14 protein-coding genes are annotated in these 15,045 nt (G+C 70.4%); 13 read left to right on the top strand and 1 reads right to left on the bottom strand.

Annotated elements, in window-relative coordinates; genetic code table 11:
• Nucleotides 1-69 precede the first annotated feature (69 nt).
• The 3 genes from VGV13_10455 to VGV13_10445 all read left to right on the top strand — a co-directional run bounded on the left by VGV13_10455 (nt 70) and on the right by VGV13_10445 (nt 3,478).
• Nucleotides 70-981, top strand: a complete 912-nt coding sequence (locus VGV13_10455) for an SDR family NAD(P)-dependent oxidoreductase (GenBank protein HEV8641505.1) — start codon at nt 70-72, stop codon at nt 979-981.
• Between the two features lie 369 nt (nt 982-1,350).
• The gene (locus VGV13_10450; protein HEV8641504.1) at nt 1,351-2,124 is read left to right on the top strand and encodes a hypothetical protein; all 774 of its coding nucleotides are present in this window, start codon (nt 1,351-1,353) and stop codon (nt 2,122-2,124) included.
• Nucleotides 2,114-3,478: an alkaline phosphatase D family protein gene (locus VGV13_10445; protein HEV8641503.1), complete on the top strand. Its 1,365-nt coding sequence runs from the start codon at nt 2,114-2,116 to the stop codon at nt 3,476-3,478. The genes VGV13_10450 and VGV13_10445 overlap by 11 nt, the downstream gene beginning before the upstream one ends.
• Before the next feature lie 98 nt (nt 3,479-3,576).
• On the opposite strand, the gene VGV13_10440 is transcribed toward VGV13_10445, so the two are convergent.
• Nucleotides 3,577-5,484: a hypothetical protein gene (locus tag VGV13_10440; GenBank protein HEV8641502.1), complete on the bottom strand. Its 1,908-nt coding sequence runs from the start codon at nt 5,482-5,484 to the stop codon at nt 3,577-3,579.
• 118 nt (nt 5,485-5,602) lie between these two features.
• Between VGV13_10440 and thrC the strand changes: the two genes are divergently transcribed.
• The 10 genes from thrC to VGV13_10390 form a co-directional block, all read left to right on the top strand.
• On the top strand, nt 5,603-6,862 hold the full coding sequence (gene thrC, locus VGV13_10435; protein HEV8641501.1) for a threonine synthase: 1,260 nt from the start codon (nt 5,603-5,605) through the stop codon (nt 6,860-6,862).
• Nucleotides 6,862-7,140 (top strand): ubiquitin-like small modifier protein 1, encoded by a 279-nt coding sequence (locus VGV13_10430; GenBank protein ID HEV8641500.1) that lies wholly within the window; start codon nt 6,862-6,864, stop codon nt 7,138-7,140. The genes thrC and VGV13_10430 overlap by 1 nt, the downstream gene beginning before the upstream one ends.
• A 12-nt stretch (nt 7,141-7,152) precedes the next feature.
• Complete coding sequence (locus VGV13_10425; protein HEV8641499.1) at nt 7,153-7,395, top strand: NIL domain-containing protein; 243 nt, start codon at nt 7,153-7,155, stop codon at nt 7,393-7,395.
• A 285-nt stretch (nt 7,396-7,680) separates the two neighbouring features.
• Complete coding sequence (locus VGV13_10420; protein HEV8641498.1) at nt 7,681-8,799, top strand: aminotransferase class I/II-fold pyridoxal phosphate-dependent enzyme; 1,119 nt, start codon at nt 7,681-7,683, stop codon at nt 8,797-8,799.
• Nucleotides 8,800-8,977: 178 nt separating this feature from the next.
• Complete coding sequence (locus VGV13_10415; GenBank protein ID HEV8641497.1) at nt 8,978-10,312, top strand: glycerate kinase; 1,335 nt, start codon at nt 8,978-8,980, stop codon at nt 10,310-10,312.
• 108 nt (nt 10,313-10,420) lie between these two features.
• A complete protein-coding gene (gene rlmN, locus VGV13_10410) occupies nt 10,421-11,464 on the top strand; it encodes a 23S rRNA (adenine(2503)-C(2))-methyltransferase RlmN (protein HEV8641496.1) in 1,044 nt (347 codons plus the stop codon).
• The gene (gene mtaB, locus VGV13_10405) at nt 11,461-12,801 is read left to right on the top strand and encodes a tRNA (N(6)-L-threonylcarbamoyladenosine(37)-C(2))-methylthiotransferase MtaB (GenBank protein ID HEV8641495.1); all 1,341 of its coding nucleotides are present in this window, start codon (nt 11,461-11,463) and stop codon (nt 12,799-12,801) included. The genes rlmN and mtaB overlap by 4 nt, the downstream gene beginning before the upstream one ends.
• Nucleotides 12,798-13,715: an S-methyl-5'-thioadenosine phosphorylase gene (gene mtnP, locus VGV13_10400; protein ID HEV8641494.1), complete on the top strand. Its 918-nt coding sequence runs from the start codon at nt 12,798-12,800 to the stop codon at nt 13,713-13,715. Before mtaB ends, mtnP begins: the two co-directional genes overlap by 4 nt.
• On the top strand, nt 13,708-14,619 hold the full coding sequence (locus VGV13_10395; protein ID HEV8641493.1) for a PfkB family carbohydrate kinase: 912 nt from the start codon (nt 13,708-13,710) through the stop codon (nt 14,617-14,619). Before mtnP ends, VGV13_10395 begins: the two co-directional genes overlap by 8 nt.
• A gap of 7 nt (nt 14,620-14,626) precedes the next feature.
• A partial coding sequence (locus tag VGV13_10390; protein HEV8641492.1) for an asparagine synthase-related protein occupies nt 14,627-15,045 on the top strand: 419 nt, incomplete at its 3' end.

The following is a 15,045-nucleotide window of genomic DNA, read 5'->3' as shown; positions in this document are numbered from 1 at the left end:
GGCGGCCGGAGCGGCGCCGTTCGTGCTATCGTCTGCTCCGCTTTTCACTCGGCAGCGCGGGGGGCTCGCATGATCCTCAGGGACAAGGTGGCGGTGGTGACCGGCGCCGGACGTGGCATCGGCCGCGAGATCGCGCTGCTGATGGCCCGGCTGGGCGCGCTGGTCGTGGTCAACGACATCGGCGGCACGGAGTCGGGGCAGGGGGGATCGCCGATGCCGGCCGATGAGGTGGTCGGGGAGATCAAAGGGGCCGGCGGGCGGGCGGTCGCCAACTACGACTCGGTGGCCACGATGGCCGGCGGCCAGCGGATCGTCGAGACCGCGGTCGACGCCTTCGGCCGCGTCGACATCGTCGTCAACAACGCGGGCATCCTGCGCGATCGCATGGTCTTCAACATGACCGAGGAGGAGTGGGACGGCGTCATCGACACGCACCTGAAGGGGGCGTTCGCCGTCACCCGGGCCGCCACGCCCCGCATGCGGGAGCAGCGCTCCGGTCGCATCATCAACATGACCTCGACCTCCGGCCTCGTCGGCAACGTGGGCCAGGCCAACTACGCCGCGGCCAAGCTGGGCATCGTCGGCCTGACCAAGGTCACGGCGCTGGACATGGCGCGCTACAACGTCACCGCGAACTGCATCTCGCCATTCGCGTGGACGCGCATGATCGGCACCATCCCCACCGAGACCGAGGTCCAGAAGGCGCGCGTGGAGAAGATCAAGAAGCTCTCGCCCGCCCACATCGCGCCCGTGGCCGTCTTTCTCGCCTCCGATCACGCCAAGGAGATCACCGGCCAGGTCTTCGGTGTGCGAGGCAAGGAGATCATGCTGTTCGGCCACATGCGGCCGATCATGCGCATCCACCACGCCGAGGGCTGGACGGTCGAGCGCCTGGCCGACATGTTCCCGGGCACGCTCCAGCACCACCTCGTGCCGCTCGAGACCTCCGGGCAGTACTTCAACTACGATCCGCTCGTCTAGTCGTCGGAGGGGGCGACTTCACAGGCGCGCCCACAGGGCGCGACGGCCCCCTCCGAGCCTCCCCCAGAACTGATTGCGCCGGCGAAGCCGGCGCTCGAACCACGGCTCCTCCGACACGCACCTAGGCGCCGGGAGACCGGCGCCCCCGCCGGTCTCCCCCCCCGCGTCTATCTCCGGGATTCTCAAGCCGGAACCCGTGTGGGGGTTTCGCATCTGTAGCTTTTGCACCAGGCCCTGTGAAATCCTCTTCCACTCTTCGCGCACCTCGTGTAAGAATTTTGGAGCGGGCTAGGAAAGGGTTTTCCTACGCGAATCAGATTTCTCACTTTCATCGCGCTGGTCGTCGTCTCCGGCTGCGGGAGCGGACGCGTGGTCGTGCCCGTCACGATCGAGCCTACGTCGCTCGCGGTGCCGGAGGACGTGCGACTGCTGACGACCCATGCCAGCGCGGTCCGCGGCATCGCCGCCATCCTCGTCCGCGACCTCGGATTGCCCGTGCCCGAGGAAGTCACCGTGTTCGTGTACGGCTCCCGCCGGGTCTTCGAGCGGGGCCTGGTCCAGGACGCGAACGTCTCCCCGGCCCGGGCGGCCGAGCTGAGCGACTTCGCGATCGGTGTCGGCAAGCGCCGCCAGCTCCTCCTCAACGATGAGGGCGCGGAGGGCCACGGGCGCGAGTGGCTGCGGCTGATCGCCCACGAGCTCACCCACGTCTGCCAGATCGAGCTGCAGCAAGGGGAGGGGCGCGCCGACCAGTGGCTTGCCGAGGGCATGGCGGAGTGGGTCGCCTTCACGGTGCTGGAGCGGCTGGGGCTCGACGCGCTGCCCAAGCGCCGGGTCGTGGCGCGCCGCGGCATCCGCAACCACGCGGCGCTGGCGGTGGCCCGGCTCGACCTCGAGACGCTCGGCTCGCCGCGGGGGTTCACGCTACGGCACCGGCGGGAGGGGTCGCTGCCCACGTACCAGCTCGCCTTCCTGATGGCGGACTACCTGATCCAGCGCGACGGGCTCGAGCGCGTGGTGTCCTATTTCCGCGCCTTCGGCCAGCGCCAGGACCGCCGGGAGAACTTCGTCCGCACCTTCGGTCAGACGCACGAGGAGTTCGAGCGCGAGATCCTCACCCACTTGAAGTCCGTTGTTCCGTGAGCGCCGCCTCCGCGCGCTGACCGCGTTCGTCGGCCTGCTCCTCCTCTTCCTGTGCGTCCCGGCGCCGGCCGCCGAGCGTCTGCTGCTCGCCGTCGGCGACGTGACGCCGACGACGGTGGTCGTGTGGGTGCGGGGCGTCGCCGAGGGGGAGATCGTCGTCGACTACGGTCCGGCCGACGCGGGGCCCGCCCAGAGCGCCAGCCTGCGGGTTACGCGCCGCAGTGATCTCACCGGGAAGGTGCGACTGGCCGGACTGCGCCCGGCGACGCGCTACGCTTATCGGGCGCGGAGCGCCGGGGGCGCCGCCGCCGGCGAGTTCGTCACGGCGCCGGCGCCGGACGATCCGGTGCGGGTGACGTTCGTGTGGGGCGGCGACCTGGGCGGCGGACGGTTCTGCCGCCCGGTCGACACCGGGTACCGGGTCTTCTCGGCAATGGCGGGCGCGCGCCCCGACTTCTTCCTGTTCGTCGGCGACACGGCCTACGCCGATCACCGCTGCAGCGGGCCCGGCGTGGCGCCCGGCGGCGATTTCGTCGCCCGGACGCTGGACCAGTTCCGCCGCAAACACCGGTACAACCGCGAGGACCCGGCCCTGAGCGCGTTCCTCGGCCAGACGTCCGTGCACGCGATCTGGGACGACCACGAGGTGCGCAACAACTTCGCGGGCCCGACCGAGCCCCTGATGCCGCGGGGTCGCCAGGCGTTCGTCGAGTACTGGCCCGTCGTTCCCCCCGCCGACGAGCCCACCCGCCTCTACCGCCAGTTCCGCTGGGGTCGCCTGCTGGAGGTCTTCATCCTCGACACCCGCCAGTACCGGAGCGACAACAGCGAGCCCGACGGTCCGGCCAAGACGATGCTGGGGTCCCGGCAGCGGCGCTGGCTGATCGACGGGGTGACCGCCTCGACGGCCACCTGGAAGGTCGTCGTCTCCAGCGTGCCACTGTCCGTGCCCACCGGGCGGGACTCTCGGGACGCCTGGTCGAACGCCACCGTCTGGGGCATTCCGGAGGAGAACGGGACGGGCTTCGCCGTGGAGCGGGACGCGATCTTGAACGCGTTCCGCCAGCGCGGGGTGAAGAACCTCGTCTTCCTCGCCGCGGACGTGCATCACGGGGAGCTGATCCGGCACCACCCGACGCCGGAGTTCTCGTTTCACGAGTTCATCGCCGGCCCGCTGTCGGCGACGCCGGGCCGGCCGCGGCCGCTGGACGCCGCGCTCAACCCGCGCTCGCTCTTCGCCCGGGGGGGCGTGAACAACTTCGGCGCGGTGACGATCGAAGCGCCGCACCTCACGGTGCGCTTGATCGACGAGGACGGCGCCGTGCTCTTCACCCACACGATCGGTCCGGAGTAGCGCCTGCGCCTCTACGGTCTGCTCTCCTCGGCGTTCGTCCTCGAGGCCTCCTCCGAATAGGAATCTCGGAAGGGGGGCGAAGCCCCCCTCCGAGGGACCTAGTCGCCGCGCCTCCGCAGCCCCCAGCCCACCGACCAGGCGATGAACCCCAGCGCGCTCACGAGCACTCCGGCCGCCTCCGGGGCGCCGGCGGCGTAGACGAGCTCAACGGGGCCGACCCCGGCGTCCAGCCGCGCTTCCAGGTCTCCGATGCTCCCGCGACGCGTCGCCAGCGGGGCCCCGCCGCGCTCGGCGCGCCAGAGGGGGTAGTAGGTGACGCGCGTCGAGACCCACTCGCCGGGCTGGCCGGAGAGGGTGATGGTCCAGCGGTCGGGCGCCATCCGGATCGGAAGCGTGGTGGGCGCTCGGCGCTCGTAGACCAGGAACGGTCCCAGCGGCGGGCGTCTGGCGAGCGCCGGGTTGTCGTCCAGGAATCGGAGACTCCCGGCGTCTTCGTCGAGCGCGACGACGGCGGCGATCCCGAGGCGTTCGGCGAAGAAGTCGAACGTCGCCGCGTCGAGGCCGTCGAGCGGCCGGCCGAACAGCCGGTGGCCGTCGAGCCGCTCGGCCAGCGTCGTGATCGCCCCGGGGCCGGCCTCGCCGCGGTACACCAGCGCGGCGACAGGGGAGGGATGGGTGAAGGTCCCGTGGACGATGGCGCGCCCGGCGCGGAGCGGCGTGAGCGCGGTGACGTGGGTGTGAGGCCGCCACCACTCGCCGCCGTAGGCGAGCGGCACGCCCGACCGGACGAAGAGCACGCGCCCGGGGGGGGCGCCGCGCAGCGCCGCCCACAGCGCGCCTAGACGCATCCCGCGCTCGACCGCCGCGTACGAAGGCCACTGGGAGGCGCGCGGCCAGAGCGTGAGCGTTCCGCCGGGGAGCGACAGCGCGATGGCGACGGCGGTGGCGGCGAGCGCCAGCGCGGCCACGGGCGCGCCCGTCCTCGCCGAGAGGCGCTCGAGCAGGCGGCCGCCCGCGAGCCCCGCCGCCAGGACGGTCGCGAGCCAGGCGCCGTCGGCCACGCGATCAGCGGGGAGCCAGAGAAGCCCGAGTGGCTCGACCAGGGCGGCATCGGCGGCGACGACGGCGATCATGACCCAGGGGAACCGAGCGACGATCGTGTCGCTGGGCGACCGGCCCCGGCGCGTCGCGACAGCCGCGAGGACGAGCAGTCCGAGCAGCAGTGGGTGGGCCGTCAGGGTTTCCAGGGGCGCCAGCCGTCCCCAAGCGAGCGCGCGCGTGTACGAGAGCCGAGCCAGGAGCGGAAGTGCCCAGAAGGCGGTCAGCGCGGCGGCGAGTACCAGTCCCCCCACGGCGGCCCCCAGACGGTGGAGGCGCGAGCCCGGGCCCGACCACGCGGCCAGGACGACGAGCGCGCCGGCCGCTGGCACGTGAGCCGGATGCGTGAGGGCGACGACCGCGAGCAGCGGTACCGTGAGCCACGGAAGGCGCCGGTCCTCCGCCCAGGGCGCCGCCGCCATCAGCACCACCGGCAGGAGCCCCCAGGCCAGGCGCGCCGGCAGCATGCCGACGTGCACGCCGCCCTCGACACCGCTCGTGAGGCCGGCCGAGAGCGTCAGCGCGATGAAGGCGCCGGGGAGCGCGAGCCAGCCGCTCCCGAGCAGGCGCGCCAGAGCGAGAAAGGTGGTCACGGCGGGCGCGAGCCAGGTGAGCCAGAGGAGGCTCTGATAGGTGACGGCGACGTCGATCAGGCCGAAGGAGCCCCGCGCGACGAGCGCGCCCAGATAGAAGAAGCCGGGGGGATAGAACTGCATCTCCGGATAGCCCGCCCACCAATCCGGATTCCACGTCCACGGCGCCCACCCGCGGGCGACGACGTGGTGCAGGCGGTAGAACTGCCCGGGGTGATCGTCGAAGGCGGGGAGCGTCCGGCCGAACGCCGCCGCGCCGAAGGCGACTCCATAGGCGAGCACGAGGAGCAGCGGGCCCAGCCGGGACAACGCCACGGGGTCGGATCATACTGCAATTGACTTCCTCCGCTGTTCACTGTTAACTAAGCGAAATGTCTTGCTGTCGGTGCAGTACAACTCGGGGCTCAATTCCCCTACCGATGGAGACGTGCTCATGGAGAAGCTGAAAGGCCTGAAGTGCCGCGAGTGCGGCCGCCGCTATCCTTCGGCCCCCGTCCACGTCTGCGAGTTCTGCTTCGGCCCTCTGGAAGTCGACTATCAATACGAGGCGCTCAAGGGCGTGGTCACCCGGGCCTCCATCGCCGCGGGGCCACCGAGCATGTGGCGGTACCAGGCGCTGCTGCCGATCGAGGGCGACGTGGCGGTGGGCCATCACGTCGGCTTCACGCCTCTGATCCGGGCCAACAACCTGGCCGACGAACTGGGCTGTCGGGAGATCTGGATCAAGAACGACTCCGTCTGTCACCCCACCTGGTCCTTCAAGGACCGCGTCGTGGCCGTCGCGGTGACCAAGGCCAAGGAGTTCGGCTTCGACACCGTGGCCTGCGCCTCCACGGGGAACTTGGCGAACTCCGTTGCGGCGCATGCCGCCGAGGGGCGGCTCAAGTCCTACATCTTCATCCCGGCCGACCTGGAGCCGGGCAAGGTCCTGGCCACGCTGGTCTACAACCCGACACTGGTGGCCGTGGAGGGCACGTACGACGAGGTCAACCGCCTCTGCTCGGAGATCGCCGACAAGTACCGCTGGGCGTTCGTGAACGTGAACTTCCGGCCCTACTATTCTGAAGGGTCGAAGAGCTACGGATTCGAGATCATCGAACAACTCGGCTGGCGCCCGCCGCAACATATCGTCGTCCCCTGCGCCGGCGGCTCGCTCATCACCAAGATCTGGAAGGCCATCAAGGAGATGAAGATGCTGGGGCTCATCGACGGCCCCGTCGACACCAGGATCCACGCCGCCCAGGCCCTCGGCTGCGGACCGATCGTCACCATGATCAAGAACGACACCGACGTGCTGGTGCCGGTTCGGCCCAACACGATCGCCAAGTCGCTGGCCATCGGCAATCCCGCCGACGGCTACTACGCCTACCGGACCGTCAAGGAGTCGGGCGGTCACGGCGAGCACGCGACGGACCCGGAGATCGTCGAGGGCATGCTGCTGCTCGCGCGTACCGAGGGGATCTTCACCGAGACGGCCGGCGGCGTGACGGTGGCCACGACGAAGAAGCTGATCGAGCAGGGCGTGATTCCCCGCGACGAGTCGGTGGTCATCTGCATCACGGGCAACGGGCTCAAGACCCCCGACTCGCTGTACGAGCGGCTCGAGACCCACGTAAAGATCCGGCCGACGCTCTCGGCGTTCGACCGGGCGCTGACCGACCTCAAGTCCCACGGAGCCCAGGAGGAACACTGATGCCGGTGACGGTGCGTATCCCGACTCCACTCCGCTCCATCACGAAGGGCAACGCCGAGGTCCGCGCCAAGGGGGAGTCCGTCGCGGAGGTGGTGGACGACCTGGAGCGCCAGTTCCCCGGGCTACGGGAACGGCTGGTGGACGACAGCGGAGAGCTGAGGCGCTTCATCAACATCTACGTGAACGAGGAAGACATCCGGTTCATCCAGGGCAAGAAGACGGCCCTCAAGGACGGCGATACCGTCTCGATCGTGCCCGCCATTGCCGGAGGGCGCTGACCCGGTGCGGCCATGGCCCGCATGCGTGTCCGCCTCACGTTTCCGGCGCACCTGATCCAGGAGCCCATCCTCTACCGGCTCGTGAAGGACTTCGACATCGTGATCAACATCCGGCGCGCCGACGTGAAGGCGGACTACGGCTGGGTGGCGCTGGAGATGGACGCGCCCGAAGAGAGGCTTCAGCAGGGTGTGGCCTGGCTTAAGAAGCTCGGCGTCCAGATCGATCCCATCGAGCGCGACGTCGTCGTTCCGTGAACGCTTCGTGAAGACGTTGACCCGGCGGCGGGGGCGGGCGGGGCCCTCGTCGACCACGCTGTCCGACATCGCTCGCCGACCAGTTCTGCACGCGGGGCCGAGACCATACCCTGAAACACGGGTCTCCGAGAGCCCCGCCCACCCCCGCCGCCCCTCGCCCCATCACCTGGCGTTCCCGGGACGGCGGCGCGCCGCCCCCGTGGGGTCGACCTCCGCGCGGGCATCGTGACGACATCTCGCCTCTCGCGTCGGGTTCAAGGCTTCACGGAGTCGGTGATCCGTGAGATGACGCGCGTCGTCAGCCAGCACGGAGGCGTCAACCTGGCCCAGGGCATGCCCAACTTCCCTCCGCCGCCAGAGCTGATCGACGCCGCTCACAAGGCGCTGGACGGCGACTTCCACCAGTACGCCATCACCTGGGGCACGCCGCGTCTGCGCCGGGGCATCGCCGACAAGTACCGGAAGTTTTACGGGATGGAGCTGGACCCCGACCGCCACATCACCGTCTGCTGCGGCTCGACGGAGACGATGCTGTCGACGCTGCTGGCGGTGCTCAACCCCGGCGACGAGGTGATCATCTTCGAGCCGTTCTACGAAAACTACGGCCCCGGCTGCATCATCTCCGGTGCTCAGCCCGTCTTCGTTCCGCTGGAGCCTCCCGAGTTCGGCTTCGACCCCGAGCGGCTGGCCCGGGCGGTCTCGCCGCGCACGAAGGCCATCGTCTTCAACAGCCCCAACAACCCGACCGGCAAGGTCTTCTCGCGCCGGGAGCTCGGCCTCATCGCCGATCTCTGCCTCCAGCACGACCTGCTGGCCATCACCGACGAGATCTACGAGCACATCGTCTTCGACGGGCTCGGTCATACGCCGATCGCCACCCTGCCGGGCATGGCCGAGCGCACGATCACGATCTCGGGAATCTCGAAGTCCTACTCGGTGACGGGCTGGCGCATCGGCTACGCCATCGCGTCGCCGGAGATCAGCCTCGGCATCCGGCGCGCTCACGACTTCGTGACCGTGGGGGCGCCGCACCCGTTTCAGGAGGCGGCCGTGACGGCGCTCGCGCTGCCCGACGCCTATTACGTCTGGCTCCGCGAGATGTACCAGGCCAAGCGCGACCTGCTGCTCGGCTACCTCGAGCGCGCGGGCTTCGTGGTCTACAAACCGGACGGCGCCTACTACATCCTCACCGACGTCGCGCATTTCCTGAAGCGGTACGGCATCGAGGACGACGCCACCTTCGCTATGTTCCTCATCAAGGAGATGGGGGTGGCCACGGTTCCCGGCTCGTCCTTCCACGCCCATCGCGAGCTGGGACGGACGAAGATCCGGTTCTGCTTTCCGAAGACCGACGATGTGCTTCGGGAAGCGGGGGAGCGGCTGCAGAAGCTCCGCTCTCGCTGAGAGCGCCGGGACCGGAACCGTCGCAGCCGAGGCTCCCGATGTTCGATCGGATCAAGGCGTTCTTGCTTCGGGCGCCGGCTTCGCCGGCGCAACGCCACCGGGGTGGTTCGGAGGGGGCCGTGAGGCCCCCTCTGACTATGGATCTCGAGGGGGCCGTAACGTCCGCCCCCTCCGACGTGTGACCGCTCGCGAGGCGGCTCGCGCCATCTTCGAGGCCGCGCTGGCCGCCGGCGACGCCGAGCCCCTCATCGGTCGCGCCCTCCGCGTGGACGGCCCGAAGCTCGTCGCCGGGCCGAGAGCCGTCGACCTCGGCCGTCTCCGGCGCCTGCTCGTGCTGGGCTGCGGTAAAGCCAGCGGGGCGATGGCGCGGGCGGTCGAGGGCGTGCTGGGCGACCGCATCGCCGACGGATTCGTCATCGTCAAGGACGGACACACCGCGCCCACCCGACGCATCCGTTTGGCGCAGGCCGGCCATCCGGTGCCCGACGGTCGCGGCCAGGTAGCCGCGGCGCGGCTCCTCGAGCTGGCCCGGACCGCCGGCGCCGGCGACCTCGTCATGTTTCTGATCTCGGGTGGGGGCTCGGCGCTCACCCCCGCGCCGGCGCCCCCCGTGACCCTGGAAGAGAAGCAGGCGGTCACCAGGCTCCTGCTCGCCGCCGGCGCGACCATCAACGAGCTGAACGCGGTCCGCAAGCATCTGTCGCTTCTCAAGGGGGGGCAGCTGGCGCGGGCGGCGGCGCCGGCGATGGTGCTCACGCTCATCCTCTCCGACGTCATCGGCGACCCGCTCGACGTGATCGCGTCGGGACCGACGGCTCCCGACCCCACGACCTTCGCGGACGCCCTGGGCGTGCTGACCAGGCGCGGCGTTCGCGACCGGGCCCCGGTCTCGGTGCTGGCGCGGCTCGAGGCCGGCGCCCGCGGCGAGGTGGAGGAGACGCCGAAGCCGGGCGATCCGCTGTTCGAGCGCGTCACGAACCTCGTGATCGGTAACAACGCGCTGACCGTCGACGCGGCGGCCGCCGAGGCGCGGCGGCTCGGTTTCGATCCCCACGTCCTCACTCGCGCGCTCGAGGGTGAAGCGCGGGAGGTGGCGCGCGACCTCCTGGCCCGGGCCCGCCGGCTCCGGCCGCCGGCCTGTCTGATCGCGGGCGGGGAAACGACCGTGACGGTCCGGGGGCGCGGGCGCGGCGGGCGCTGTCAGGAATTCGCCCTGACCGCCGCCCAGGAGCTTCGTCCCCACGAGAGCCTGGTCGCCCTCGCCGCGGGCACCGATGGGACCGACGGGCCGACCGACGCGGCCGGCGCGCTGGTGGACGCCGGCACGGTGGCCCGCGGTCAGGCCGCGGGCCACGATCCGCGGGAGTCACTAAAGGACAACGATGCCTACGCGTTCCTCCGGGCCAGCGGAGATCTGGTAATCACCGGCCCCACGAACACCAATTTGCTCGATCTGTACATCATCTTGCAGCCTGGGTGCCCGCGGGATGAGCGAAGCGCTCCAAGTGGCTGAAAAGTTGTGGCGGACCTCGGCGCGCTCACAGGGTTATCCACCGCTCGCGCACAAGTGCGGTGGAAAACTCACCGAGGGCTTCGTGATATTCTTCGAGCGATGTCGCGCATGAATCTGATCGGAATGCTGCCCTCCGAGATGGAAGATCTCGCCGTCGAGCTCGGCGGCTCACGCTACCGCGGCCGCCAGCTCGCCACGTGGATCTATCGCAAGGGCGTCCTGTCGCTGGGGGCGATGTCGGACCTACCCAAGGACTTTCGCGCCGCGCTGGCCGAGCGGGCGGTCGTCGCGCTGCCCGAGACCGAGCGCGTGACGCCGTCGCAGGATGGAAGCCGCAAGCTGGTCTTCCGGCTCGACGACGGCAGCCGGGTGAGCGCAGTGCTCATGCCCGACGACGAGCGCATCACGCTGTGCCTCTCCACGCAGGTCGGCTGTGGCTACGCGTGCGCGTTCTGTCTGACAGGCACGATGGGGCTCGGGCGGAATCTGACGTCGGCGGAGATCGTCGGCCAGCTCCTGGCCGCCAATGCGCTGGCGTTGGAGGAGGGCCGGCGCGTCACGCACCTCGTCTTCATGGGCATGGGCGAGCCGCTGGCCAACCTCGCCGCGCTCGTCAAGGCGATCCGGATCCTCACCGACGCCAGACTCGGCGTCGGCTACTCTCCCCGGCGCATCACGGTCTCGACGGTGGGCCTGGTCTCCGGTATCCGCCGTCTCGGCGGCGAGAACCTCAGGGTGAACCTGGCCATCTCGCTGCACGCGGCTTCCGACGAGGTGCGATCGCGCCTGATGCCCGTCAACCAGTCCTGGAACCTGGCGGCGCTGATGGAGGCCGTGCGCCGGTACCCGCTGGCGCCGCGCCAGCGCGTCTTCTTCGAGTACGTCCTGCTGGAGGGCGTCAACGATTCCCCCGAGGACGCGCGACGGCTCGCGCAACTGCTCCGGGGCGTGCGGGCGAAGGTCAACCTGATCCCGTTCAACGACTGGGAGGGCGCGCCGTTCCGGCGGCCGCCGCTGGCCAGGATCCTAGCCTTCCAGTCGACGCTCCTCGACGCCGGGATCACGACGACGGTCCGCTGGAGCAAGGGCGAGGACATCGGCGCCGCCTGCGGGCAGCTCCGGGAGGCCGTGCCGGAGGGGAGCGCCCGATGACCGGACGCACCGTCTCGTTCGCCACCCTCGGCTGCCGCCTCAATCAGGTGGACACGCAGGAGATCCAGGCGGCGCTGGAGGCGCGCGGCTTTCGAACCGTCCCGCTCGAGGCGCCGGCCGACGTCGTCCTCGTCAACACCTGCACCGTCACCTCGCGCGCCGACTTTTCCGACCGGCAGATGATCCATCGCGCCGTCCGCGGGAGCCCGGGCGCGCGGATCGTCGTGACCGGGTGCTGGGCTCAGACCGATCCCGACGCGGTGGCGCGCGTGCGCGGCGTCGCCCTCGTGGTGGGCAATGCCGACAAGCGCCGCCTGCCCGAGCTGCTCGAGGAGCTCCTGGCCCGCCCCGAGGGCCTCGACCCGACGCCGCGCCGCTGCGTTTCCGACATCGGCACCGAGCATGCGCTGGCGGCGGCGCCTCTGGCCCGGATCAACGGGCGCTCGCGAGCCTTCGTGAAGATCCAGGACGGCTGCCAGCACCGCTGCGCGTTCTGCATCGTGCCCTTCGCGCGCGGGGCGAGCCGGAGCCGCGAGCCGAAGGCGGTGCTCGATCAGGTACGCCTGCTCGTGGAGACGGGCTACCCCGAGGTCGTGCTCACCGGTGTCGACATGGGCCACTATGGCCACGACCTCTACCCCCGCGCGTCGCTGGCCGCTCTGCTGCGCGAGATGATCGAGGTCCCCGGCCTCCGCTGGGTGCGGCTGTCGTCGGTGCTCCCGGCCTACTTCACCCCCGAGCTGATCGACCTGATCACGGGGTCGCCCGTGATCGCGCCCCACCTGCACATCCCGCTGCAGAGCGGGAGTGATCGGGTGCTCCGGCGCATGCGCCGGCCCTACACGGCCGGCATGTACGGGCGGCTCGTCGAGCGCCTGGCCTCGGCGATCCCCGCGCTCGGGCTCGGCACCGACGTGATCGTCGGCTTTCCCCGCGAGACCGACGCGGACGTCGCCCAGACGCGCGCGCTGGTCGAGGCGCTGCCGTTCACCTATCTGCACGTGTTCGCCTACTCGGACCGCAGGGGTACCGAGGCGGCGCGTCTCTGCGCCCACGTGGGCGCGCGCGTCGTCGCCGCGCGTAGCCGCGAGCTGCGCGGGCTGGGCCAGGCCAAGAGCCTGGCGTTTCGCCGGGGGCTCGTGGGCACGACCCAGGAGGTGCTCGTGCTGGAGACGCGCGATCGGGAGAGCGGCCACCTGGTGGGGCTGAGCGGCAACTACGTGGAGGTCGTCTTCGACGGACCCGCCGGCCTCATGCGGCGGCTCGTCAAGGTCCGCGTCACCGGAGTGGACGGGGCGCGGAGCCGGGGGGAGCTGGAGCCCCCCTCCGACCTGTGAGCGAGCCGGGGGTCGGGATCATCGGCGGCAGCGGCCTCTACGAGCTGCCGGGGCTCAGCGACGTGCGGTGGCGCCGCGTGCGCACGCCCTTCGGCCAGCCGTCGGACGAGTACTGCTGTGGGCGCCTGGACGGGCGGCCGGTGATCTTCCTGGCCCGCCACGGGCGCGGCCATCGCCTCATGCCGTCGGAGCTGAACTTCCGCGCCAACATCTGGGGCCTCAAGTTGCTGGGGGCGGAGTGGGTCATTTCCGTGTCCGCCGTCGGTAGCATGAAAGAGGAGATCCGCCCGCTGGACCTCGTGATCCCCGACCAGTTCTTCGACGCCACCAGGCGGCGCGTCTCCTCGTTCTTCGGAGAGGGAATCGTCGCCCACGTGGGCATGGCCGAGCCCGTGTGCCCGCAGCTCGCGACGACGCTCGAGAAGGCCGCCCGGCAGACCGGCGCCCCCGTCCATCGGGGCGGGACCTACATCTGCATCGAGGGACCGCAGTTCTCGACGCAGGCCGAGTCGCGGATCTACCGGAGCTGGGGCGTCGACGTCATCGGCATGACGAACATGCCCGAGGCCAAGCTGGCCCGGGAAGCGGAGCTCTGCTACGCGACGCTGGCCCTGGCCACCGACTACGACGTCTGGCACGAGACCCACGCGACGGTCAGCGTCGAGGCAGTCATCCAGAACCTCCTCAAGAACGTCGCGACCGCCAAGGAGGTGCTCCGGCAGGCCATCCCGGCCATCGCGTCTGTCCGCGCCTGCGCCTGTCCGAGCCTCCTCGAGAACGCGGTCATCACCAGCCCCGGCGCGTTCCCTCCATCGACGCGCCGGCGTCTCGACCTTCTAATCGGTAAGTATTTTCGGGAAGAAAGACGGCATGGGGTGAGATCGGGGTCTAAGCGAGGGCGAGGCCGTGGCTGACCTCCTCGTCGTCGGCTCCGTCGCGCTCGACACCGTCGAGACGCCCTTCGGCAAGGTGCAGGAAGTCCTGGGCGGCTCGGCGACCTACTTCTCGTACTCGGCGAGCTTCTTCACCCCGGTGCACCTGGTCGCGGTGGTCGGGGAGGACTTTCCCGAGGAGCACTTGCAATTGCTCAAGGACCGGGGCGTCGACCTGGCCGGGCTCCAGGTGGCCCGCGGCCGCACGTTCCGCTGGGCGGGCCAGTACGGATACGACCTCAACGAGGCGCGGACGCTCGACACCCAGCTCAACGTCTTCGCCGACTTCCGCCCGGCCGTGACAGCCGAGCTCCGGGGTGCGCCGTTCCTGTTCCTGGCCAACATCGACCCGGAGATTCAGCTCGACGTCCTCCGACAGATGGGGGCGCGCCCGCGCCTGGTCGCCCTCGATACCATGAACTTCTGGATCCAGGGCAAGCGCCAGGCGTTGCTCCGTGTCCTGGCCGAGGTCGATGTGGTGGCGATCAACGACAGCGAGGCCCGCCAGCTCGCCCAGGAGCCCAGCCTGGTCAAGGCGGCGCGAGCCATCGCGGCCATGGGGCCGAAGACGGTGGTGGTGAAGCGGGGCGAGTACGGGGCCCTGATGATCGCGGACGGCTCCTTCTTCATCGTGCCGGCCTACCCGCTGGAATCGGTCTACGACCCCACCGGGGCGGGGGACACGTTCGCGGGCGGTTTCATGGGCTACCTGGCGTCGCAGGACCGCGTGGAAGGTGCGACGATGAGGCGCGCGCTGGTGTACGGTTCGGTCATGGCCTCCTTCACCGTCGAGGACTTCTCGCTCAACCGGCTCACCCGGCTGACGCCGGCCGAGATCGGCGAGCGGTTCGGCGTGTTCCAGGATCTGATGCGGCTTCCGGTTTGAGGGCGGGATGAGCCAGGCGAAATACGAGCGGCTGCTGGGCGTGCTGCGGGAGATGGAGAGCGTGGTGGTGGCGTTCTCCGGTGGCGTCGATTCGACCCTGCTGGCCCGCGCGGCCAAGGATGCCCTCGGCGATCGCGCCATCCTGGTGACCGCCGACTCGGAGACGTACCCCGAGAGCGAGCGAGCGGAGGCCGAGAAGCTCGGCGAGCTGCTGGGCCTGCGCCACCTCATCGTCCGGACGCGCGAGCTGGACAACCCCGACTATGCCCGCAACCCCGCCAACCGATGCTTCTTCTGCAAGGAGGAGCTGTTCACGATGCTCGCGCCCATCGCCGAGCGCGAGGGCTGCCGCTATCTCGTCTATGGCGCCAACGTGGACGACCTGGGCGACCACCGCCCGGGCATGGAGTCGGCCAGGCAGCGCGG

This window comes from Candidatus Methylomirabilota bacterium (genome assembly GCA_036001065.1).
Taxonomy (GTDB): Bacteria; Methylomirabilota; Methylomirabilia; order Rokubacteriales; family CSP1-6; genus MNEF01.
Note: the sequence above shows the minus strand (reverse complement) of the source record. Positions and strands in the feature narration are given on the sequence as shown.